At 63.3% G+C, this 21106-nt stretch carries 18 protein-coding genes and 1 pseudogene; 15 read left to right on the top strand and 4 right to left on the bottom strand.

Going from position 1 to position 21106, the window contains the following annotated elements:
- On the top strand, positions 1–450 hold the full coding sequence (rplO, locus tag HMPREF2635_RS06135; RefSeq protein WP_070511323.1) for a 50S ribosomal protein L15: 450 nt from the start codon (positions 1–3) through the stop codon (positions 448–450).
- A 335-nt stretch (positions 451–785) separates the two neighbouring features.
- Here the strand turns inward: rplO and HMPREF2635_RS06130 are convergent, their stop codons facing one another.
- Positions 786–2267, bottom strand: a complete 1482-nt coding sequence (locus tag HMPREF2635_RS06130) for an FAD-binding oxidoreductase (protein ID WP_046648462.1) — start codon at positions 2265–2267, stop codon at positions 786–788.
- A gap of 16 nt (positions 2268–2283) precedes the next feature.
- On the bottom strand, positions 2284–3591 hold the full coding sequence (locus tag HMPREF2635_RS06125; RefSeq protein WP_049156992.1) for a class I SAM-dependent methyltransferase: 1308 nt from the start codon (positions 3589–3591) through the stop codon (positions 2284–2286).
- A 381-nt stretch (positions 3592–3972) separates the two neighbouring features.
- Here HMPREF2635_RS06125 and secY point away from each other — a divergent pair, with 381 nt between their 5' ends.
- From secY to eccB, 12 genes are all read left to right on the top strand, one after another.
- Positions 3973–5298 (top strand): preprotein translocase subunit SecY, encoded by a 1326-nt coding sequence (gene secY / locus HMPREF2635_RS06120; RefSeq protein ID WP_046648460.1) that lies wholly within the window; start codon positions 3973–3975, stop codon positions 5296–5298.
- Positions 5298–5843, top strand: a complete 546-nt coding sequence (locus HMPREF2635_RS06115) for an adenylate kinase (protein ID WP_046648459.1) — start codon at positions 5298–5300, stop codon at positions 5841–5843. Before secY ends, HMPREF2635_RS06115 begins: the two co-directional genes overlap by 1 nt.
- Before the next feature lie 15 nt (positions 5844–5858).
- Entirely contained in the window at positions 5859–6653 is a 795-nt protein-coding gene (gene map, locus HMPREF2635_RS06110; RefSeq protein WP_049156995.1) for a type I methionyl aminopeptidase, read from the top strand.
- A gap of 51 nt (positions 6654–6704) precedes the next feature.
- Complete coding sequence (locus HMPREF2635_RS06105; RefSeq protein ID WP_070511331.1) at positions 6705–7496, top strand: L,D-transpeptidase; 792 nt, start codon at positions 6705–6707, stop codon at positions 7494–7496.
- 226 nt (positions 7497–7722) lie between these two features.
- Positions 7723–7941, top strand: a complete 219-nt coding sequence (gene infA, locus HMPREF2635_RS06100) for a translation initiation factor IF-1 (protein WP_003854422.1) — start codon at positions 7723–7725, stop codon at positions 7939–7941.
- Between the two features lie 188 nt (positions 7942–8129).
- Positions 8130–8498: a 30S ribosomal protein S13 gene (rpsM, locus tag HMPREF2635_RS06095; protein ID WP_039673764.1), complete on the top strand. Its 369-nt coding sequence runs from the start codon at positions 8130–8132 to the stop codon at positions 8496–8498.
- A 3-nt stretch (positions 8499–8501) separates the two neighbouring features.
- Positions 8502–8906 (top strand): 30S ribosomal protein S11, encoded by a 405-nt coding sequence (gene rpsK, locus HMPREF2635_RS06090; protein WP_010189540.1) that lies wholly within the window; start codon positions 8502–8504, stop codon positions 8904–8906.
- A 21-nt stretch (positions 8907–8927) separates the two neighbouring features.
- Complete coding sequence (gene rpsD, locus HMPREF2635_RS06085; protein WP_010189536.1) at positions 8928–9533, top strand: 30S ribosomal protein S4; 606 nt, start codon at positions 8928–8930, stop codon at positions 9531–9533.
- A gap of 69 nt (positions 9534–9602) precedes the next feature.
- Positions 9603–10613 carry a DNA-directed RNA polymerase subunit alpha gene (locus HMPREF2635_RS06080; protein ID WP_010189530.1) on the top strand — a complete coding sequence of 337 codons (1011 nt, stop codon included), beginning with the start codon at positions 9603–9605 and terminating at the stop codon, positions 10611–10613.
- A 79-nt stretch (positions 10614–10692) separates the two neighbouring features.
- Entirely contained in the window at positions 10693–11193 is a 501-nt protein-coding gene (gene rplQ / locus HMPREF2635_RS06075) for a 50S ribosomal protein L17 (protein ID WP_046648456.1), read from the top strand.
- A 220-nt stretch (positions 11194–11413) separates the two neighbouring features.
- Positions 11414–12274, top strand: a complete 861-nt coding sequence (gene truA, locus HMPREF2635_RS06070) for a tRNA pseudouridine(38-40) synthase TruA (protein WP_070821417.1) — start codon at positions 11414–11416, stop codon at positions 12272–12274.
- Positions 12275–12327: 53 nt separating this feature from the next.
- The gene (eccB, locus tag HMPREF2635_RS06065) at positions 12328–13587 is read left to right on the top strand and encodes a type VII secretion protein EccB (RefSeq protein WP_070545917.1); all 1260 of its coding nucleotides are present in this window, start codon (positions 12328–12330) and stop codon (positions 13585–13587) included.
- A gap of 184 nt (positions 13588–13771) precedes the next feature.
- On the opposite strand, the pseudogene HMPREF2635_RS12955 reads toward eccB, so the two are convergent.
- Both HMPREF2635_RS12955 and eccD read right to left on the bottom strand, forming a co-directional pair.
- Positions 13772–14740, bottom strand: a pseudogene (locus HMPREF2635_RS12955) (S8 family serine peptidase); the annotation flags it as partial.
- Positions 14737–16068 carry a type VII secretion integral membrane protein EccD gene (gene eccD, locus HMPREF2635_RS06060; protein WP_070821416.1) on the bottom strand — a complete coding sequence of 444 codons (1332 nt, stop codon included), beginning with the start codon at positions 16066–16068 and terminating at the stop codon, positions 14737–14739. The pseudogene HMPREF2635_RS12955 and the gene eccD, both read right to left, overlap by 4 nt.
- A gap of 129 nt (positions 16069–16197) precedes the next feature.
- Between eccD and eccCa the strand changes: the two genes are divergently transcribed.
- Positions 16198–19920, top strand: a complete 3723-nt coding sequence (gene eccCa / locus HMPREF2635_RS06055; protein ID WP_180963896.1) for a type VII secretion protein EccCa — start codon at positions 16198–16200, stop codon at positions 19918–19920.
- Positions 19917–21029, top strand: a complete 1113-nt coding sequence (locus HMPREF2635_RS06050) for a type VII secretion-associated protein (protein ID WP_046648441.1) — start codon at positions 19917–19919, stop codon at positions 21027–21029. The genes eccCa and HMPREF2635_RS06050 overlap by 4 nt, the downstream gene beginning before the upstream one ends.
- Positions 21030–21106 lie beyond the last annotated feature (77 nt).

The following is a 21106-nucleotide window of genomic DNA, read 5'->3' as shown; positions in this document are numbered from 1 at the left end:
ATGGCTGATATCATCAAGCTCCACGACCTGCGCCCGGCCGCAGGCTCCAACAAGCCCAAGACCCGCGTCGGCCGCGGTGAGGCATCCAAGGGTAAGACCGCTGGTCGCGGTACCAAGGGCACCGGTGCTCGTAAGCAGGTTTCCGCTGCTTTCGAGGGTGGCCAGATGCCGATCCACATGCGTCTGCCGAAGCTCAAGGGCTTCAAGAACCCGAACCACGTTGAGTACCAGGTAGTCAACGTTGCTGACCTCGCAGAGGCTTTCGCTAACGGTGGCGACGTCACCGTTGCGGACATCGTCGCTGCTGGCCTGGTTCGCAAGAACCAGCCGGTCAAGGTTCTGGGCAACGGCGACATCAACGTTAAGTTGAACGTCACCGCTGACAAGTTCTCCAAGTCTGCTGTCGAGAAGATCGAGGCTGCTGGCGGCACCGCCACCGCAACCAAGTAATTCTCTTACAGGCTCTGTGAGAGCCACCGCCCTCCCGCGGCGTCACCTTTCGGTGGCCTTCGGGAGGGCTTCTGGCGTTTTTGGTCCTGGCCTAGGACACAAAGGGTATTAGTACCATTTGAAAGGCACCTTATGGCTTCAGTGTTATGCGATGACCTGGGGATTTACCCAGCGAGCCCCGCAAAAGGCATTAGTACCTTTTGAGGGGAACCTTATGGTCCAGATGTTATGCGATGACCAGGGCTTTGGCTGCGGGAGGCCCGCAAAAGGCATCTCTCAAAAGGTATTAATGCCTTTTGAGAGGAACCTTATGGTGAGAAATTTATGCGGGGCCGTTAGGCGTCGTTGACCGTCTTCTCGTAGAGGCCCGGGAAGCGATCATCAGGGTCGGTCACGGCCTTGATGCGCTCTGGCAGGTCGCCGCCATAGAGCTCCGCGAACTGCTCAGGGGAGTAGAAGGCCTCTGAGTACAGGGATTTATGTCCGCCGAGTTCGCTGACCTTGGCCTCGATGACGCGGTTGAAGGCGCCATTGCCAGGGGCCGAGGGATCGACGTGATTGCCCTCCACGCCGGACCAAAAACCGACGTTGATCCAGGTCTGTCCTGGGCGCAGGGGGTAGAGCGGCCACGGGGCCGGGGAATCAGCGGCAAGCGAGCCGGTGCCGATGAGGTCCTCGACGCCCTCGCGCAGCCGAATCGGACAGAGCCACACCGGTTGGATGTCGGAGGCTTGGAAGAACCAATCCAAGAATTTCGGCAGATTGTCCGGTGTGACTTCGATGTCCTGGACCACGCGCTCGCCGCGGGGCAGACCCTTCGGCTTCTTGATGAAGTTGTACTCCAGCTCGTACTTGCGGTCTAAGCGCACGAGCTTCCAGTAGAAGGAACTGCGGCGCAGCTGTCGCGGCCACACCTCGCGCACGCGCGGATTCTGCGCGCCGAACGCGCGGGAGCACCAGAACCAATCCGTATCCCAGCGCCAGATATAGTCGCGCACCGTGAGGCGGTCGCGGCGGATCCCGCTCTGGTGCTGGAGGCTGCGATAAAAGATTTTCTCCCGCGTGTAATCCGAGGTTGGCCCTTCCTCATCCGTAAAACGGGTCATGACGAGGTATGACTCCTCCGGTGAGAAGACCACGCCATCGAGACCGTGGACCTCGACGTCGTCGTAGGTGCGGGTGAGGGAGACGTCGTCAAGCGCGTGCGTGAGTGAGTTGAAGTCGTTGAAGCGCACCTGACGCAGCTCCACGTAGGGCTTGACCGCGCGCAGCTCAATCTTGAGGCGCACCGCATAGCCTAGAGAGCCGTAGGAGTTGGGGAAGAGGCGGAAGAGATCGACGTTCTCCTCGCGCGAGCACGTCACAATATCCCCGGTGCCGGTCAGGATATCCATCTCCAGGACGGATTCGTGGGGAAGGCCGTCGCGGAAGCTCGTGGACTCGACTCCCATGCCCGTCACCGCACCGCCGAGCGTAATGGTCTTGAGCTGCGGCACCACGAAGGGCATGAGCCCGTGCGGCAAGGTGGCGTCGACAAGGTCCTCGTAGGTGCACATGCCCTGGACCTCGGCGGTCTGCACAATCGGATCGACCTCAATGACCCCACCCAGGCCGGACACATCGAGGCCCGCCTGCTGCTCGCTGCGCCCGCGGAAGAGGTTCGAGGTCTTCTTCGCCAAACGTACGCGCTTATCCTTCGGCACCGCGTGGAAGCTACGCAGGAGCTTGTCGACGCCCTCCTCATGCGCCTTCCAGCCCACCGGCGGGACTTCGATTGCGTCGACGCTGCGATGATTGCGGATGAGATCGATCAACATAGAACTCCTTCAAGATTTAGAAGCGCGAATCTTCCCACCAGCGGCGCTCGGGCACGCCGGCGCGGGAGCCAGCATCGCCCAGTTTGACGCCCAAGAAGTGGTACAGGTTGATGATGTTGTGCTCGAAGCCCCACTCGGAGCCGGCCATGTAGATGGCCCACAGGCGGGCAGTGGGAAGGCCCACTAGCGAGCAGGCCTCCTCCCAGTTCTCCTTGAGGTTTTCGCACCAATCATGCAGCGTGCGCATGTAGTCGAAGCGGAGGGATTCCGTGTGGACGACTTCGAAACCGGCATCCTGCATGCACTTGGTAATGGTGCCGGAGCCGGAGAGCTCGCCATCGGGGAAGATGTAGCGGTCGATGAACCCGCCCTTCGGCGTCTTGTGGTTATCCGGGTAGGTGATGCAGTGGTTGAGCATGAGGCCGCCCGGCTTGAGCTTGCCGTGGAGGAAGCTGAAGAAGTCCGGGTAGTTCTTGACTCCGATGTGCTCGAGCAACCCGATGGCGGAGATGGCGTCGAAGCCTTCCTCGGTGACGTCGCGGTAATCCAGGAAGCGGATCTCCGCGAGATCTTCTAGGCCCTCCTCCTTGATCTTGGCCTGGCCCCACTCTGCCTGTTCCTTGGAGAGGGTGACTCCCAAGGACTTCACGCCGCGCTTGGCCGCGTAGCGCACCATGCCGCCCCAGCCGCAGCCGACGTCCAAGTGGCGGTCGCCTTCCTTGAGCCGCAGCTTGTCGAAGATGAGGCGGTACTTGTTTTCCTGGGCCTCGTCGAGCGTGGCGTCAGGGGAGGGGTAGTAGGCGCAGGTGTACGTCATCGAGTCGCCGAGGAAGAGCTCGTAGAAGTCGTTGCCCACGTCATAGTGATCGGAGATGACTTCTGCGTCGCGCTCCTTGGAGTGTTTGGACAGCCCCTCATGGAGCTTGCGGCGCAGCCACGAGGCACGCTCGACATCCGGGACCGGCTGGATTTGAAAAGCGCCCATCGAAGCCAAGGAACGCGCGACGCGGGCAAGGGTTTTCGCGTCCGGGCGGGAGAACTTGTCATACATTGCGTGCAAGGCGTCGAAGATGCCGTAGGGGTGTGCCGGGTGTTCCCCCTCGACGGTGATTCCGTCGGTGACGTAGGCGCGGGCGAAGCCTACATCGCCCGGGTGTGTGGCGATGTAGGCCAGACCCTGCAGGTTATTAATTTTGACGGTGAACTGCGCGTCGGCTGGGCCGGTTGCGGAACCGTCGAAAGCTTCCCAGCGGAAGGGGTTGGGGCTGGGAACGAAGGTATCGATGATCTCAGCCACGGTCATTGGGGAGAATCGCTTACTCATAAAACTACATACTACTTTCGGATTAAGGTTAGGCAGATAGAAGACGGCCATACTCTGTGGCGCCCCGGGGCGCCGCTTGAGAGGTCGAAAAGACGTAGAAATGTTGTAAGGACATTGCCTTAGGGCAACGCGGTCCATGGTAGGCCTCATGCGTCGATGGCGCTAAGGGGGAAACTAATCCGAGAAGGATAAGCCTGGTTTTCGCGGGGCCAATGTGGCGAAAGGGGGCGGGGCTGGTAGGGTAATGGGGTCAAAACTGTCCAAGCGTTCCTATGAAGGACCTTAAGAAGGTTCTTAACTTTTGGGAACAGATGAGATCCACCCCCGTGCGCGGCGAATTCGAACCGCACAGCAAGCGCGGTAGGCCAGGAGGATTGAGTAGTGTCCGCCATTTTGCAGGCTTTCAAAGATGCCGACCTGCGGAAGAAAATCATCTTCACGCTCGTGATGATTATTCTCTACCGCGTTGGCGCGCAGATCCCGTCGCCGGGCGTTGATTACGCCACCATCGCCGGTCGCCTTCGTGACCTTACGGAGGAGTCCGGAAACCTGTACTCGGTGATCAACCTGTTCTCCGGTGGTGCGCTGCTGCAGCTGTCGATCTTCGCCATCGGCATCATGCCGTACATTACGGCGTCCATTATCGTGCAGCTGCTCACCGTGGTTATTCCGCACTTCGAGCAGTTGAAGAAGGAGGGTCAGTCCGGTCAGGCGAAGATGACGCAATACACGCGTTACCTCACCCTTGCGCTGGCCCTGCTGCAGTCCGCGGGCATCGTGGCCTTGGCGGACCGCGAGCAGCTCCTGGGCCAGGGCGTGCGCGTCTTGGCGGAGGACCGCAACTTCTTCACCCTCGTCGTGCTCGTTATCACCATGACTTCTGGTGCAATCCTGGTGATGTGGATGGGTGAGCTGATTACGGAGAAGGGAATCGGCAACGGCATGTCGCTGCTGATTTTCGCCGGTATTGCTACCCGCCTTCCTACCGACGGCGTCAACATCTTCCAGAACAATGGTGGTCTGGTCTTCGCCATGGTTCTCACGGGCCTCATCGTTCTCGTCGCGGGCATTACCTTCATCGAGCAGGGTCAGCGCCGTATCCCGGTGCAGTACGCAAAGCGCATGGTGGGCCGCCGCCAGTACGGTGGCTCTTCCACCTACCTGCCGCTCAAGGTCAACCAGGCCGGCGTTATCCCGGTCATCTTCGCCTCCTCGCTGATCTACATGCCGGTGCTCATCACCCAGATCGTCAACTCCGGCTCCCCGGGTGTCTCCGATAACTGGTGGCAGCGCAACGTCATTGCTCACCTGCAAGCACCGAGCTCCTGGCAGTACATCGTCCTCTACTTTGTGCTCACCATCTTCTTCTCCTACTTCTACGTATCGGTTCAGTACGACCCTGCGGAACAAGCCGACAACATGAAGAAGTATGGTGGATTCATCCCGGGTATCCGCCCGGGCCGACCGACCGCCGAGTACCTAGGCTTCGTGATGAACCGCCTGCTGTTCGTCGGTTCGATCTACCTGGCGCTCATCGCTGTTCTGCCGAATATCCTCTTGGACCTCGGCGTGGGCACTGCAGGTGCCAGCGGCACCTCCGCCTTCGGTGGTACCGCCATCCTCATTATGGTCTCGGTTGCCTTGACTACGGTCAAGCAAATCGAGTCCCAGCTTCTACAATCCAACTACGAAGGACTGCTTAAGTAATGCGTTACGTACTCCTTGGCCCTCCCGGTGCCGGCAAGGGCACCCAAGCCGCCCTCCTCAGCGAGAAGCTCGGCGTTCCGCACATCTCCACCGGTGACCTCTTCCGCGCCAACATTGGTGAGGGCACCCCGCTCGGCGTTGAGGCCAAGTCTTACATCGACGCCGGCAAGCTGGTGCCGACTGACGTCACCGCTCGCATGGTAGAGGACCGCCTTAACCAGGATGACGCCAAGGAAGGTTTCCTCCTCGACGGCTTCCCGCGCACCGTGGAGCAGGCCGACATCCTGGCGAAGCTCCTTGACGACAAGGGCCTCAAGCTGGATGGCGTGTTGAACTTTGAGGTGTCCGAGGACGTCGTCGTCGAGCGCATGCTCGCCCGCGGTCGCGCAGACGACACCGAGGAGACCATCCGCACCCGCCTGGGCGTCTACCGCGAGGAGACCTTCCCGCTTATTGAGCACTACGGCGATGCCATCATCTCCGTGAAGGCTGAGGGTTCCGTTGAGGAGATCAACGAGCGCACCCTGAAGGCCATGGGCAAGTAATCTGCCTTTTAAGCCATGGCTTTTCGACGACGCACTAAAACCATCCCCGCCCGCACCCCAGGCGAGCTCGATGCCATGCAGGCGGCCGGCGAGATCGTCGGCCGCGCCTTGCAGGCGGTACGCGCTGCCGCGGCGGTGGGCGTGAGCACGCTGGAACTCGATGAGGTGGCCGAGCAGACCATCCGCGATGCCGGTGCCGTGCCCACCTTCAAGGGCTACGGCGGGTTCCCGGGATCCATCTGCGCTTCGGTCAACGACGTCATCGTCCACGGCATCCCGAGTAAGGAAATGCTGCTGGCTGAGGGGGACCTTGTTTCCATCGACTGTGGTGCCACTCTCGACGGCTGGGTGGGGGATAGTGCGTGGACGTTTGGCGTCGGTAAGCCCAGCGCCGAAGCGCAGGCGCTGAGCGACGCCACCGAATGGGTCCTCCACGAGGGTCTCAAGGCGATGGTTCCGGGCAACCGGCTGACCGACGTCTCCGCTGCCCTTGAGCAGGCGACCTACCGCGCCGAGGATAAATTCGGCGTCGAGCTCTTTATCGTCGATGGCTACGGCGGCCACGGCATCGGCCGAGAGATGCACGAGGAGCCCTACCTGGCCAACGAAGGCAAGGCAGGGCGCGGTCCCCTCATCCAGGAAGGTTCCGTGTTGGCCATCGAGCCGATGCTGACCCTGGGTACTGAGGACAGCGAGGTCTTAGAGGATGACTGGACCGTGGTAACCCTCGATGGCTCGTGGTCGGCGCACTGGGAGCACACCGTCGCGGCGACGGAGAATGGTCCCCGAATCCTGACCCCGCGCTACTAAAACACGTCTTTCGGGTAGGAAATCATGGTCGGAAGGTTTATACTTCTTGCCATGTCTAAAATTCGCTCCCGCGCTGGTGCTCGCTCCCTACGCCGAGCCACCGCAATCGGCCTTCTGACCGCTACTCTCTCGGTCGCCCCGGCCGCACATGCACAGACGGTCCCCTCTATTGATTCCCTGTCCTCCAACGTCCAGTCCCAGCTTGATGAGTTCGCTGGCCAGACCCGTGAGAACGCGTGGGCTAGCCGCAACCAAATGCTGGAAGCGCTGCAGAATGTTAACCCGCAGGCAGTCGATGCTCTTCGCCCAGTAATCGATGGCGCTATTGAGCTCGTCTTCCCGGGCCTCATCGAGCAGAAGAACGCGGAGATTCGCGCTGCTCGTGAAGCTGAGGAGCGCGCCCACGCTGAGCAGATTGCTCGCGAGAAGGCCGCCGCTGAGGAAGCCGCGCGCAAGGCTGAGGCTGAGCGTCAGGCGCAGCGCTTCGATGTTGGCCCGTGCCCGGCAGATGCGCGTATCTGCGTGGACCGCGATGGCCGCCGTACCTGGCTGCAGGACGGCAACGGCAACGTCACCTACGTTGCGCAGGGCATGTCCACCGGTAAGCCGGGTGAGGAAACCCCGGCCGGCACGTACTACATCAACCGTAAGGTGAAGGACGAGATCTCGTGGGAATTCGGTAACGCACCGATGCCTTACGCAATGTACTTCACGAACAACGGCCACGCCTTCCACGAGGGCTCCCCGGCCTACCAGTCCAATGGCTGCGTGCGCCTGACCCACCAGGATGCCGTGCGCTACTGGAATGATGTGCCGATGGGCTCCAAGGTCTTCATCTACTAGGACGTAGCGGTGGGCAAGCCACCGCTAGACACCATTTGCCTCCCGCGCTTTAGTGCGACGGGAGGTTTCTGTATTTGGAAAACCCGTTCTCGCAGCGTATGCTTTAGTGCTGGTGTCTGTACGCGGCCGGATTGGCTGCTGAGGACACCAGGCAGTAGACACCAAACATGCAGGTGGAGGCGTCGCCAAGCGTGGCGAAAAGAACTCCATCAGAAAAGTAGAGGTTATGGCTAAGGAAGGCGCAATCGAGGTTGAGGGTCGCATCGTCGAACCCCTGCCCAACGCAATGTTCCGCGTCGAGCTCGACAACGGGCACAAGGTTCTTGCCCACATCTCGGGCAAGATGCGTCAGCACTACATCCGCATCCTCCCGGAGGATCGCGTTGTTGTGGAGCTGTCTCCTTATGACCTGACCCGCGGACGCATCGTCTACCGCTACAAGTAAAGACTGTAAGCCTCCTCACCCACGGGACGCGCCCTAGGTGCGTCCTTTTCTACCTCAGGCTGCGATGGCCTGAGCCCACGCTGCTAAGCATGCCCACAGTTTCCCCGGCACGGCCCGGGGCGAAGCGTATGCGTGGCGGGGGACGGATGAGGAGAAAACCATCGTAACAACCCGAAAGGACTAGCCATATGGCACGTCTAGCTGGTGTTGACCTCCCGCGCAACAAGCGCATGGAGGTTGCTCTCACCTACATCTACGGCATCGGGCCTTCCCGTGCCAAGGAACTGCTGGAAAAGACCGGCATTTCTCCCGACCTGCGCACCGACAACCTCGACGACGATCAGCTGTCGGCGCTGCGTGACGTCATTGAAGCTACCTGGAAGGTAGAGGGTGACCTCCGCCGCCAGGTTCAGGCTGACATCCGTCGCAAGATTGAAATCGGTTGCTACCAGGGCATCCGCCACCGCCGTGGTCTGCCCGTTCGTGGTCAGCGCACCAAGACCAACGCTCGTACGCGCAAGGGTCCGAAGAAGACGATCGCAGGAAAGAAGAAGTAAAACATGCCACCCAAGACTCGTTCCGGCGCGCGCCGTGGTGGTCGTCGCGTCGTAAAGAAGAACGTGGCCGCTGGCCACGCATACATCAAGTCCACCTTCAACAACACCATCGTGTCCATCACGGACCCGCACGGTGCTGTCATCTCCTGGGCATCCTCCGGCCACGTCGGCTTCAAGGGTTCCCGTAAGTCCACCCCGTTCGCAGCGCAGATGGCTGCTGAGAACGCGGCCCGCAAGGCCATGGACCACGGTATGAAGAAGGTTGACGTTTTCGTCAAGGGTCCGGGCTCCGGCCGCGAGACCGCCATCCGTTCCCTGCAGGCTGCAGGCCTCGAGGTTTCCTCGATCACGGATGCCACCCCACAGCCGCACAACGGCTGCCGTCCGACCAAGCGCCGCAAGGTTTAAGGGAAAGGAAGAGGTAAGAAAATGGCTCGTTATACTGGCCCCGCTACCCGCGTATCCCGCCGTCTGCGCGTCGACCTGGTCGGCGGCGACATGGCATTTGAGCGTCGCCCGTACCCTCCGGGACAGGCTGGCCGCAACCGCATCAAGGAATCTGAGTACCTGCTGCAGCTCCAGGAGAAGCAGAAGGCCAAGTACACCTACGGTGTGCTGGAGCGTCAGTTCCGCCGCTACTACGCCGAGGCTAACCGCCTTCCGGGCAAGACCGGTGACAACCTCGTCGTTCTGCTCGAGTCCCGTCTCGACAACGTGATCTACCGCGCAGGTCTGGCCAACACCCGCCGCCAGGCTCGCCAGCTTGTCTCCCACGGTCACTTCACCGTGAACGGCAAGAAGATCAACGTTCCTTCCTTCCGCGTTACGCAGTACGACATCATCGATGTTCGTGAGCGTTCCCAGAAGATGGAATGGTTCGAAGAGGCTCAGGACCGCCTGGTTGACGCCAACGTTCCGGCGTGGCTGCAGGTCGTTCCGGACACCCTGCGCATCCTCGTGCACCAGCTGCCCGAGCGCGCTCAGATCGACGTTCCGCTGCAGGAGCAGCTCATCGTCGAGCTTTACTCGAAGTAATCCTTCGACACTTTCATCTTTACCCCTTCTACCGGCGTCAAATAGCGGGCGCCGACAAGGAGAAACTCCATGCTTATTTCCCAGCGTCCTCAGCTCACCGAGGAATTCATCGACTCGTCTCGCTCCAAGTTCGTTATCGAGCCGCTCGAGCCGGGCTTCGGTTACACCCTCGGTAACTCGCTTCGTCGCACGCTGCTTTCGTCCATCCCGGGCGCGGCAGTAACCTCCATCAAGATTGACGGTGTGCTCCACGAGTTCACCACCATCAATGGTGTGAAGGAAGACGTTTCCGAAATCATCCTTAACGTCAAGGGTCTGGTTCTGTCTTCCGACTCCGACGAGCCGGTGGTCATGTACCTGAGCAAGGAAGGCCCGGGTGAGGTCACTGCAGGCGATATCCAGCCGCCGGCTGGCGTGGAGATCCACAACTCGGATCTGCACATCGCATCGCTGAATGAGTCCGCCAAGCTGGAGATGGAACTCGTCGTCGAGCGCGGCCGTGGCTACGTCCCGGCTGCCGCCACCTCGGGAGAAATCGGCCGCATTCCGGTCGACCAGATTTACTCCCCGGTGCTGAAGGTCTCTTACAAGGTCGAAGCTACTCGTGTTGAGCAGCGCACTGACTTTGACAAGCTGATCATCGACGTCGAGACTAAGAACTCGATTTCCGCACGCGACGCCCTGGCTTCCGCCGGCGGCACCCTGGTCGAGCTCTTCGGCCTGGCTCGCGAGCTGAACACCGCTGCTGAGGGCATTGAGATTGGCCCGTCCCCGCAGGAGACGGAGTACATCGCCGCCTACAGCATGCCGATCGAGGATCTGAACTTCTCCGTCCGCTCCTACAACTGCCTGAAGCGTCAGGAGATCCACACCGTCGGTGAGCTCGCTGAGTGCACCGAATCGGACCTGCTGGATATCCGCAACTTCGGTCAGAAGTCGATCAACGAGGTAAAGATCAAGCTGGCTAACCTGGGCCTGGCCCTCAAGGACACCCCTGAGGACTTCGACCCGACCCAGCTCGAAGGCTACGACGCAGAGACCGGCGACTTCAAGGACCCGGCTTCCGACGATTCCGAGTAAAGAATTCCACTGAATCGTGACGGCGCGGCTTTTTGCGCCCCGTCGCGCGCTCAATTAATCCGCACACGAGGAGTACATAATGCCTACCCCCAAGAAGGGTCCGCGTCTCGGCGGCTCCGCCAGCCAGCAGAAGCACCTGCTGAGCAACATGGCAGCGAGCCTGTTCGAGCACGGCGCAATCAAGACCACCGACGCTAAGGCGAAGCTGCTTCGTCCTTACGCCGAGAAGATCATCACCAAGGCGAAGGCCGGCACCGTTGCTGACCGTCGCGCAGTTCTCAAGCTCATCCCGCACAAGGATGTTGTTGCCTACCTCTTCGACGAGCTGGCACCGAAGTTTGAGAACCGTGAGGGTGGCTACACCCGCATCATCAAGCTGGACAACCGCTCCGGCGACAACGCCCCGATGTCCCAGATCTCCCTCGTTCTCGAGGAGACCGTGACCTCTGAGGCTAACCGCGCTACCCGCGCTGCTGCTTCCAAGCAGGCTGAGGAAGCTAAGGCTGAAGAGGCTGAGGCTGAGTCCGCTGAGGCTACCGAGGCTGAGGCTGAGGCTGAGGAGACCACCGAGGAGAAGTAATTCTTCTGAGGTCTAGGCAAGGCCCGCGCTCACCACTGCGGTGGGGCGCGGGCCTTTGTCGTTTTCTCCGCGCCACGGCGCAGAGAGGGGAGCCGTGTTGGGGGTGTACCGTTTTAACAAATAAGGGTCCAAAAATTCCACTTTTCAGGCCACTATTTGTTAAAACGGACCACGGACGCAGTCCCCACGGCACGTCGAGCGCACGGTATCATCAACCCCCATGAGTGAAAGCGTTCGTCTGCGATTGGACTTGGCCTATGACGGCACTGACTTCCACGGGTGGGCCCGGCAGAAGGACGGCCTTCGCACGGTGCAGCAGACCATCGAGGAGAAGCTGGCTATGGTCTTGCGCCACCCGGTGGAGCTCACGGTGGCTGGGCGCACCGACGCGGGCGTGCATGCCAGCGGTCAGGTGGCGCACTTCGACACCACTCGCGCCGCACTAAGTCAGCGCAGCATCGATGGCGATCCCGCCAAACTGGTCCGGCGCTTGGCCAAGCTGCTGCCGGTCGACGTCCGCGTGCACGCCTGCACCGAGGTGTCGCACGATTTCGACGCACGTTTTTCCGCCCTGCGCCGCCATTACGTCTACCGCATCACCACTCATCCGCGCGGCGCGCTGCCGACCCGCGCTCGGGACACCGCAACGTGGCTCAAGCCGGTGGACCTGGACCTAATGCAGGCCGCCGCCGATCAGTTGGTGGGTCTCAACGATTTCGTGGCCTTCTGCAAGGCCAAGCCACACGCCACGACCATCCGCGAGTTGCTCGCCTTCGAGTGGCAGGACGTGTCGACGCCCGCAGAACCGCAGCTCTATGAGGCACACGTTAGCGCCGATGCCTTCTGTTGGTCCATGGTGCGCTGCCTCGTGGGATGCTGTCTGCGGGTAGGCGAAGGTTCCCGAGAGGTGGAGTTCGCGGCCCAGATGCTTCAGGAAACCAGCAGATCCTCCCAGATTCCCCTCGCCCCGGCCGCGGGGCTGAGCCTGGTTGGCGTGGACTATCCCGACGCAGACCAATTGGCTGCGCGCGCGAAGATGACCCGCAGCCGTCGTGCTGCGGAGGACACGGAGTTGGGTTAATCTAGACCCCACTGCACCAGGGAGGGTGGTGCACTGATTCGGGGAGGATTCTCATGGCACGCGCGTTGCCTACTACCAAGGCCCAGGTATCGGGCCACAAGTTCTTGTTGCGCCGGCTCGAGCACGGCCTAGTTTTCGGCGATATCAGGATGATCCATGATCCGCTGAAACGGCGCCGGCGCGCACTGCTCGGTGGAGTAGCCGCAGTCGCATTCCTTAGCCTCGGTTCGGGGCTCATTGCGTGGATGCAACCGGATCCGCAACCCGGGGATGCGCCCGTGGTCCGCTCTGCGGAGGGACAGCTTTTAGCACTGGTCAATGGCACCTACCACCCGGTGGCTAACCTGGCGTCGGCCCGGCTCATTGCCAACGAAGCGGTGGAGCCACATGCGGCCGGGGATAGCTTTCTAGACCAGATAAGCTTAGGCACACCGCTGGGGATTGCCGATGCCCCGGACCTCCTTGCCGCTGCGACAGGGGAGGAGCCAAGCTGGTCAGCCTGCCTGGAGGAATCCACCCAAGGGGAGAACTGGCAGTCCAGCAGTCGCGTCGGCACCGTGACCGTGGTGGCGCACCACGCCGTTCCCGGGTTCGACGAAGAGCATGCCGCCGTGGCGGAATCCGAGGGCACGCAGTGGTTGCTCACCGGCCAAGGGCGCGTCGTGTTGCCCGAGGCCACGAGCACGCAAGGCAGGGTACTGCGCCGCGCCTTGGGGATGACCGCGGAGACGGCGGTGTGGAGCGTGCCCGCGGAGTTACTCAATGCCTTCGCCGAACTGGAGCCGCTGAGTTTCCCAGCCGCGCCACCAGAGATTCTGGATACCGGCGAACAGCTGTGGGCGCGAACGGAGCAGGGCGTTTTCGCCATCACTCCCACCCAGGCGGAGATGCTCGTCGGCATGGGCGCGCAGCGTTTGCCGGCACAGTCGCAGGAGGTAGCCGCGCTTGGCGACGTCCCACCGACCTTCAACCTCCCGGCTACCCGCATGGACTTCCTGTCTCCTGAGCAGGGCTGGTTGTGCGCGACGCACCAGCATGGAGCCGGTATGACGCGCCCGGTGTCAGCCACCGTGGACTTGCCGGGTGATTCGGCGGCGCAGCGTTTCGCCGGTCTGCGGGCGGGCGTGGGCGTAGACAGCGGGCATGGTTATCACGTGGTCTCTGCCACCGGCAGGCGCCACGAGCTGGCTAGCGCCGGGGAGCTAAACGCGCTGGGCCTGGGGGAACCGGAGCAGGTGCCGTGGGAGATTCTGCGTCTGCTGCCGGAAGGTTCTGCCTTGAGCCGCGCGGAGGCCTTAAAGAATGAGCACTGATAACAGCCACGAGGACGAGGAACCCCAGGGCCCCGAGGAGTAGGCGCACCATAGGCCAGCCTTGGGCGGCCGGTGCTGTCAGTGGTGTCACCGCAAAGGAACGCTCCTCGCGGGTTTCGGCCGCAGGACGAAAGGTCACCGCGGTGAGGGGATCGACCACCCCGTGGCCGGGCTCGGCGGAATCGATGACGCGTTGGCGCAGCTGCGCCGGGGACTCGTCGGGGTAGCGCTGCACCAGCAGAGCGAGCGTTCCGCTGACCAGGGGCGCGGCGAAAGACGTGCCTTGAAAGAGGGTATCCCCCTTGGCACTGGCCCAGCCGCCGCCGGGTTCCAAGGCGAGTGGTACGTTGCCCTCTGCGCTGAGAGGTGCAGCGATGGAGTAATCCGCAAGGTCGTACGGGGTGGCTAGGGCGCCAACCGCGAGGACAGTATCCGCCACGGCGGGGAAGACCACATCACCTTGTTCACAGCCACCGGATGTCGCGTTTCCCGACGCCGCCACCACCACCGCCCCAGCGTCCTCCGCGCGCTGCAGCGCTGCGTCCAAGCCCGATCGATCCACCCGTGAGGCGGCATCCGGCGGGACGCAGGACACGACGGAGACGTTGATGACCTGAGCTCCCGCGTTCACGGCATCCTCGATGGCAGCAGCCAGGCTGGCCAGCGTTCCGGAACCGTGGTCTTCCTCCGCTGAACCATCGGCCCCTGCCGAGTTATCCGGCGCCGGTTGCCTGAAATGCGAACTGGTTTGCCGGATGGCGTAGATTTCCGCATCCGGGGCCACGCCGAGCTCTCTTCCTGCGATGACCCCGGCCACCACCGTGCCGTGCAGGTCACAGTCTCGCAGCGGGTCGGGCTCGTCTGGGGTTACGAAGTCCGCTCCCGGTGTCACGCGCAGCTGGGGGTGCGCGGCCACTCCGGTGTCGATGACCGCGACCTTCACCCCGGCACCCGTGGCAAAAGAATGCAGCCGCGCGCGATAGTCCGAGTATTGCGCGGAAGGCTGCGGCCCTGCCGCGGCGAGGGTAGCCTCCGCGCACGCGGTGTCTGGCTCGCGGGCAGCAGCTACCGGCCCGGGCAACACACAGGACCCCCACGCCAGACCAGCGCCAAGAGCAGCGCTGGCGGCGCCGATTCTAATTAGAGCTATCATGAGCCCAGCCCCCTAATGAACTCGAAGAGCCCAGCCAGGTGTGCGGCGAGCGGCAAACACGCAGCCAGTGCGAGGGCTTCGGCGCGCTCGAACCACACGATGGTGGTCGGCTCAATCTGCCGTAGTTTGCCTGCCCACACCGGTACTGACAGCATGGCCACAACGATGAGCCCCGCGATGACGCTGAGCACCCATGTTTCCGTGGTTGGCGCAGAAAGCCGCTGCCACTCGCGCAGCGGCACAGCCACCGCGGAACACGCAGCGGCGAGGCCATAGATTCCCAGTGCCCACGCAGCAATGGGCCGGGCATGGCGTGCTGCATGCACGATGACCCCGCCAGCGATACTTACACACAGCGCTTGGGAGGCCCCCTGGGTTGCCGCCGCGTTGGCGTTTAATGCGATGAGGAGCAGGGCAGGGATGCCCGCCACCGCGCAGCCCACCGCGATGCCCTCGTAGGCCTGCCCGGCGCGCCGGGCAGCGAGCGCGTTATCGGTGGGTACCTCGTCCGAGATGCTTAAGTCTTGCCCGGCGGTGGGAAGCTGCGGCACGCGCAAACCCGCCAGCCGCGTGGTCAGCAGGGGAGCGCCCGCCAACAGGCCCACGGTGGCTGCGAGGAGCGGGGCGGGGCCGAGGAGACCGACGAGCACGAGCAGGCACCACGTCGCGGCAGTAGCCCGGTCCCGCAGCCCGCCGATGCGTACCAGGTGGGAGAGCACCGCCGTCGCACCGACGGCGGTCGCGGCCCCCACGACGGGTGCCGCCGACACCGCGGTACCTGCAGGTCCAGCGACAAATGCTGCGCCAGTGGCTAACCCGCCCGCCAGCCCCGCGGCGACGTGCGCGGTGGCGAGCAGAGATCCTCGCCGCGTCCATACCGCAAGAACGAGGGCGAGGAGTGCAGTGGCGGCGCAGCCGACCGTGGGGGACAGTGTTGCGGCAAGGAGCCCACCGCCGGCGATAAGGCCCGCCACACCCCACAGCCCAGCCAGGCCAGAAAGCTGCGTGGCGGAGACATCGGCGGCTAATGCTTCCGCGGCGTCGCGCACGATGGGTGCCGGCGCCGGTGCATCCGGGCTAAGCACCAGCACGGAGCCTTCTTCTACGCTGGTGCGATCCAGTGGCGTGGTCATCGATATGGTCTTGCCCGCCGCGGTAGTGGCGCGCCACAGGATGGGTGCTGGGGGAACGTCGACAAGCACGAGCAGCTCCCCCAGCACCTCCCCGAGACTGGAAGAAAGCGGCAGTGAGATATCCGCTTCTTTGCGGGTCTGGCCTGCGTGGATACGGACGGTGACGCGGACAGAATGCGCGAGTGCGCGAGTCATGGAAAATACCTCCCCCGAGAAAAATTTCTGGGCAACCCCTTGCCCATTGCCTCACATTGTGGCTTACTGGTGGCACGCTGTCCACCGCTTAAGGAGGCGGTGGAGTACTTCGGGGGGAAGGACTTTGACATGCGCGTACCTACACGCGTCGTTGACACCGGGCTGTCGTCATATCGGGAACCAGCGCCACCACTGCCGCAAGGCAGCATTGATGCCGAGGCCGTGCCGGAGGCGGCCCGTGCCCAGCCCGTTCCGTTGGTTCGCCTGCTTATGCCGCTGGTCATGATCGCGGCCATGGTGGGCATGGTGGCGCTCATGGTTCTCGGCGCGGGTGATGCGCGCCGGATAAGCCCCATGAGTCTCATGTTCCCGCTCATGATGCTGGCCAGCATGGCGATGATGTTCAACCCGCAGGGAGGCGGGCAGGATCCGGACGAAACTCGCCGGACGTACCTGCGTCACCTCAAGGCGCTGCGCGAGGAGGCGCTGGAGCGCGCGGCGGCGCAGCGCGCGCATGAGGAACACCGCAATCCGGCGCCTGGGCAGCTCGGCGCGTTGATTCCGACGTCGCGCCTCTGGGAGCGGGATGCGGATGCCCCGGATGCGCTGGAGGTGCGGGTGGGCACCGGGCCGATGGCACTGTGCACGCCGATCAATGTTCCAGATTCGGGTGCCGCGGAAGACCTCGACCCAGTGTGTGCGGTGAGCCTGCGCCAGACCGTGCGCGCGGTGGGAACGCTGGCGGATATGCCGGTGGTCATCCAGCTCCAAGCCTTCCCTATCGTGGGGCTGGCCGGTGCGGATGCGCACGGTATGGCCCGCGCGCTGCTGTTGCACCTGGCGGTACTGCATGGCCCGGAAACCGTGGGCATTGAGTACCACGGGGAGAGCTGGGAGTGGCTGAAGTGGCTGCCGCACTCGAGGGATCCGGAGAGCGCTCAGTTTCGTATCCGGGTCGTGGAGGAGGACCACCGGCATCGCGGTGTACTGGACAAAGAGGGAGCGCCGGGGGACGCCCCGACGACCACCATCGCCGTGGGTGTCACACCTCATTCGCTGCTGGGCCGCCGTGCGGAGGACGAAGGCATTTACCTGCGGGCGGAAGGCGCGCTGTCCGTGGTTACCGCCGCGGGGGAGGAGGAGCTGGGCAGCTGCGCGCTTATCGACGTTTCCACGGCCCTCCTCCACGCCCGCACGCTTGCGCCCTATCATCGCCCCTTCGGCGGCGATGCTCCGGCAACGCCACGGCACGGTCGCGATGCAGACCTCCCTGTGCTGCTGGGCTACCGGGACGTGGATGCGCTGCAGGCCTCCGGCATGTGGCATGGCCGCAGCCCGGCCGAACGCCTGCGCGTGCCTATCGGTGTGGACGAGTCCGGGCAAGCGGTGGTGCTCGACCTGAAGGAGTCGGCGCAGGGCGGCATGGGCCCGCATGGGCTGTGCATCGGTGCCACGGGCAGCGGAAAATCGGAGCTGCTCAGGACGCTCGTCGTGGCCCTAGCCGCCACGCATAGCCCGGAGGAGCTCAACCTCGTGCTTGTGGACTTCAAAGGTGGCGCGACCTTTCTCGGCTGCGAGGAGCTGCCGCACACCTCCGCCGTGATTACCAACCTGGAGGAGGAATCTACCCTGGTGGAGCGCATGTACGATGCCATCTCCGGGGAGATGAACCGCCGCCAGGAGCTGCTGCGCAAGGCCGGCAACTTTGCCAATGTGGGCGAGTTCAATGCTTCCGCTGCCGCGGTGGCGGAGCACGGGCCGCTGCCGGCGCTGGTCATCGTGGTGGACGAGTTCTCGGAACTGTTGGGCCAGCACCCGGACTTCGCGGAGCTCTTCGTCGCAGTAGGAAGGCTCGGCCGCTCACTGCACGTGCACCTGCTGCTGGCATCCCAGCGCCTGGAAGAAGGGCGCCTACGGGGATTGGATTCGCACCTGTCCTACCGCATTGGCCTGAAGACATTCTCCGCCGGGGAGTCCCGCCAGGTCCTCGGTGTGCCCGACGCCTACCACCTCCCCGCCCAGCCGGGATCCGGCTACCTCAAGACGGATGCCGATGCCCCCACACGTTTCCAGGCCTCCTATGTGTCCGGCCCGGTGACGCGCCGGGTAGCGCTAGAAGATGATGCTTCCGCACAGCACACGGCGCGCCTAGAGCTTTTCACCGGGCACCGCGTGGTGGAGGAGGACCTAGACTTCGCAGTACTCGTGGACTCCTCGAGCACCCTCCTTGACACCGTGGTGGGGGCTGCCCGGGACGAAGCCGCCGGGCGCGGTCAATCAGCGCGGCGAATCTGGCTGCCGCCCTTGCCCGCCGTGGTGGAGCTGTCCAGTGTCGCCGCTGTGCAGGTAGAATCGCCCGGCGCGGGCGGCGGGCTGTGCGCCGAGGTGGGGCTTATCGACCGCCCCTACCACCAGCGCCAAGACCTACTCACCGTGGACTTCACGACGGGTGGCGGGCACCTGGCCCTGTGCGGTGGGCCGCAGTCGGGCAAGTCAATGGCGCTGCGCAGTATCGCCTCCGGAATGGCACTGCGGCACTCGCCGGACCAGGTGCGCTTTTATGTCATCGACTTGGGTGGCGGACAACTGCAGGTTCTGGAGCGGCTGCCCCACGTGGCCGGGGTGGCCGGCCGCGAGGAACCGGAGAAGGTACGGCGCATCGTCGACGAAGTCGCTGGCCTCGTGCGTCGCCCGGAATCCCGCCACACCTTCCTGATTGTGGATGGCTGGCACCACATTGGCACCTCTGGGGCGGATTTTGAAGATCTCGCCGAGCCGATTACCCAGCTGGTCGCAGATGGTGCGTCTTCCCACGTTCACGTCCTGATCGCGGCGGCGCGGTGGACCAGCCTGCGGCCGTCAATCCGGGACCTTATCGCGGCGCGCCTCGAGCTGCGTCTGGGTGAAGCCATGGATTCCCTCATTGACCGCAAAGCACAACAAAAACTCCCGGCAGCGCCCGGTCGGGGCATCACGCTGGCGGGGGAGAACCTGCTCTTCGCTGCGACGTCCCCGCAGGATATCGCTCATATCTGCGGAGTGCATGCGGACGCCCAGCCGGTCCCGCCGTTGAAGATGCTGCCCGCCCTGCTCACCGAGCTTCCACAACCGGCCGGCAGCCCACCGGCCGGGGTGGCTTGGGGAATTGGCGGGCCGGACCTGGACCTTCTGACGTGGGATCCGACCACGCAGCCCCACCTCGTGTGCATTGGTTCTCAAGGTTCCGGTAAGTCGCAGTTCCTCAGCGTGATTCTCGCCGGTATCAGCCAACTGAACCGGGAGGAAGCCCGCCTCGTGGTTATCGATGAGCGCCGGGCACATTTGGGGACGCTGGATGAGGAGATGGTGGCGGTCTACGGGGCGTCGGCAAGCGCAGCCACCCAGGCCATCCTCGATACCGTCCGCACCTTAGAGCAGCGCCTCCCCGGCCCCGAGGTCACTCCCGCGCAGTTGGCCGCGCGGAGCTGGTGGGAGGGGCCGGATATTTACCTTGTCATCGATGATCTCGACTTGGTCAGTGACATTGCCCTGGCACCACTTGTGGAGATTCTCCCGCACGCCCGCGATGTGGGCCTGCACCTAGTGCTCGCACGCAAATCAGGAGGAATCGGGCGCGCGCTGTTTGGGCAGTTCCTCTCGGCAGTGCGCGACCTGCAGCCAGCACTGCTGCTTCTCGACGCCGACCGCGACGAAGGCGCCATCTTCGGCATCAAACCAGTAGCGCTGCCGCCCGGCCGCGGCCAATGGGTCGTGCGTGGGGCACCCCAAGGCCTGGCACAGGTGTATGTGCCGGACACCGACACACCAGAAGAACCACCACACACCACATCCAGCAAGGGAGATAACCAATGACCGCGACTCATGCACTGCGCACACCGTCGACTACGCCAGAGACCACACTCGTTATCACGGTGCTCGACGCCGCCACGATCTATGAGGGGCCGGAGACGATCTACCGCTATGACTTACCCGGCACTGGCATCGCCGAAGGCTGGGCGCTCGACGCCGTCCTTGACCAGGCAGAAAAGGTCTGCGGGGCGGAGTGGCCGGAGGTAAGCGCCGAGGTGGTAGCGGATCCATCCGGTACGGACATCACTGACGAGGCAGTGAGCATCCTGCGCCGCCAACTGACCGGCGCGGGCGCGACGGTAGTGGAAACAGAACCATCGCCGCCCGTGGTGGAACAAACACCGACTCTTACAAGGGCGGTTGTGGACGGGCACGACGAGGGCCATGCAGACACCGTGACAGCTGAGCGGCCGCGAGCCACGCGCGCGCGACGCTCCCATCGCGCGACACCACACCGCCTTTCTGCGCTCGTGGGAGGCATCGACCCCTTCTATATCGCCATTGCGGTCATGGTGCTCGTCGTGGCCGGGGTGTCCTGGTGGGCCGTGGGACGCAAAGACGCAGCCTTAGCAGCCGCGACACCACACCAGACGGCGGTAAGTACTTCCAGTGCTGCCCATTCGCCGGGTACGGCCCCGACCCAGAGCTCGGACGCGCCGACTGAGGAGGGCGGGACGCAAGGCTCGCCCGGGGATACCGGCAGTGCGCAGCTGCGTCCGGGCCAACAAGCCATCGACGTGGAAGGGATGTCCTTGGTCTTGCCACAGGGTTTTCGTACCAGCGTGGAAGATGGGCTCGTTACCGCGGCCGGTGAGGATCCCAACCTGCGGATCCTTGTCGCTGCAGATCCGCTTTTCAACGTGCCCGTTGACGTCCTTTTTGCGGAGATCAAGGAGCAGATCGAATCCGATCCCGCCCTCCGTGATCCGGTAGAGGAGTCCGGGCGGCTGACCTATACCGAGGACCCCGGCGATGGCTCGCGGGTGACCTGGATGATGTGGGAGGACAAAGGCCACCAGATGTCCGTGGGCTGCCACACCAAGTTCGAGCCCAACGTGGTGCAGAAGGCAGCGTGCCGAATGGCGGCGGAATCGCTGGTTAAGAAGGACTAAGCAGCGGCAAGCCAGAAAAATTAAAAACTTTGAAACCGGTGGGAACCGATGCGCCACTAACTCAGTCCAATAAGGGT

Origin of the sequence: Corynebacterium sp. HMSC035E02 (assembly GCF_001836065.1) — a bacterium.
In the GTDB taxonomy this organism is placed as follows: Bacteria; Actinomycetota; Actinomycetes; order Mycobacteriales; family Mycobacteriaceae; genus Corynebacterium; species Corynebacterium hiratae.
Note: the sequence above shows the minus strand (reverse complement) of the source record. Positions and strands in the feature narration are given on the sequence as shown.

Excerpts from the sequence above, each read along its gene's own strand:
- rplO (WP_070511323.1), top strand. The coding sequence starts at position 1 with ATGGCTGATATCATCAAGCTCCACGACCTGCGCCCGGCCGCAGGCTCC.
- HMPREF2635_RS06130 (WP_046648462.1), bottom strand. The coding sequence starts at position 2,267 with ATGTTGATCGATCTCATCCGCAATCATCGCAGCGTCGACGCAATCGAA.
- HMPREF2635_RS06125 (WP_049156992.1), bottom strand. The coding sequence starts at position 3,591 with ATGAGTAAGCGATTCTCCCCAATGACCGTGGCTGAGATCATCGATACC.
- HMPREF2635_RS06115 (WP_046648459.1), top strand. The coding sequence starts at position 5,298 with ATGCGTTACGTACTCCTTGGCCCTCCCGGTGCCGGCAAGGGCACCCAA.
- map (WP_049156995.1), top strand. The coding sequence starts at position 5,859 with ATGGCTTTTCGACGACGCACTAAAACCATCCCCGCCCGCACCCCAGGC.
- HMPREF2635_RS06105 (WP_070511331.1), top strand. The coding sequence starts at position 6,705 with ATGTCTAAAATTCGCTCCCGCGCTGGTGCTCGCTCCCTACGCCGAGCC.
- infA (WP_003854422.1), top strand. The coding sequence starts at position 7,723 with ATGGCTAAGGAAGGCGCAATCGAGGTTGAGGGTCGCATCGTCGAACCC.
- rpsM (WP_039673764.1), top strand. The coding sequence starts at position 8,130 with ATGGCACGTCTAGCTGGTGTTGACCTCCCGCGCAACAAGCGCATGGAG.
- rpsK (WP_010189540.1), top strand. The coding sequence starts at position 8,502 with ATGCCACCCAAGACTCGTTCCGGCGCGCGCCGTGGTGGTCGTCGCGTC.
- rpsD (WP_010189536.1), top strand. The coding sequence starts at position 8,928 with ATGGCTCGTTATACTGGCCCCGCTACCCGCGTATCCCGCCGTCTGCGC.
- HMPREF2635_RS06080 (WP_010189530.1), top strand. The coding sequence starts at position 9,603 with ATGCTTATTTCCCAGCGTCCTCAGCTCACCGAGGAATTCATCGACTCG.
- rplQ (WP_046648456.1), top strand. The coding sequence starts at position 10,693 with ATGCCTACCCCCAAGAAGGGTCCGCGTCTCGGCGGCTCCGCCAGCCAG.
- truA (WP_070821417.1), top strand. The coding sequence starts at position 11,414 with ATGAGTGAAAGCGTTCGTCTGCGATTGGACTTGGCCTATGACGGCACT.
- eccB (WP_070545917.1), top strand. The coding sequence starts at position 12,328 with ATGGCACGCGCGTTGCCTACTACCAAGGCCCAGGTATCGGGCCACAAG.
- eccD (WP_070821416.1), bottom strand. The coding sequence starts at position 16,068 with ATGACTCGCGCACTCGCGCATTCTGTCCGCGTCACCGTCCGTATCCAC.
- eccCa (WP_180963896.1), top strand. The coding sequence starts at position 16,198 with ATGCGCGTACCTACACGCGTCGTTGACACCGGGCTGTCGTCATATCGG.
- HMPREF2635_RS06050 (WP_046648441.1), top strand. The coding sequence starts at position 19,917 with ATGACCGCGACTCATGCACTGCGCACACCGTCGACTACGCCAGAGACC.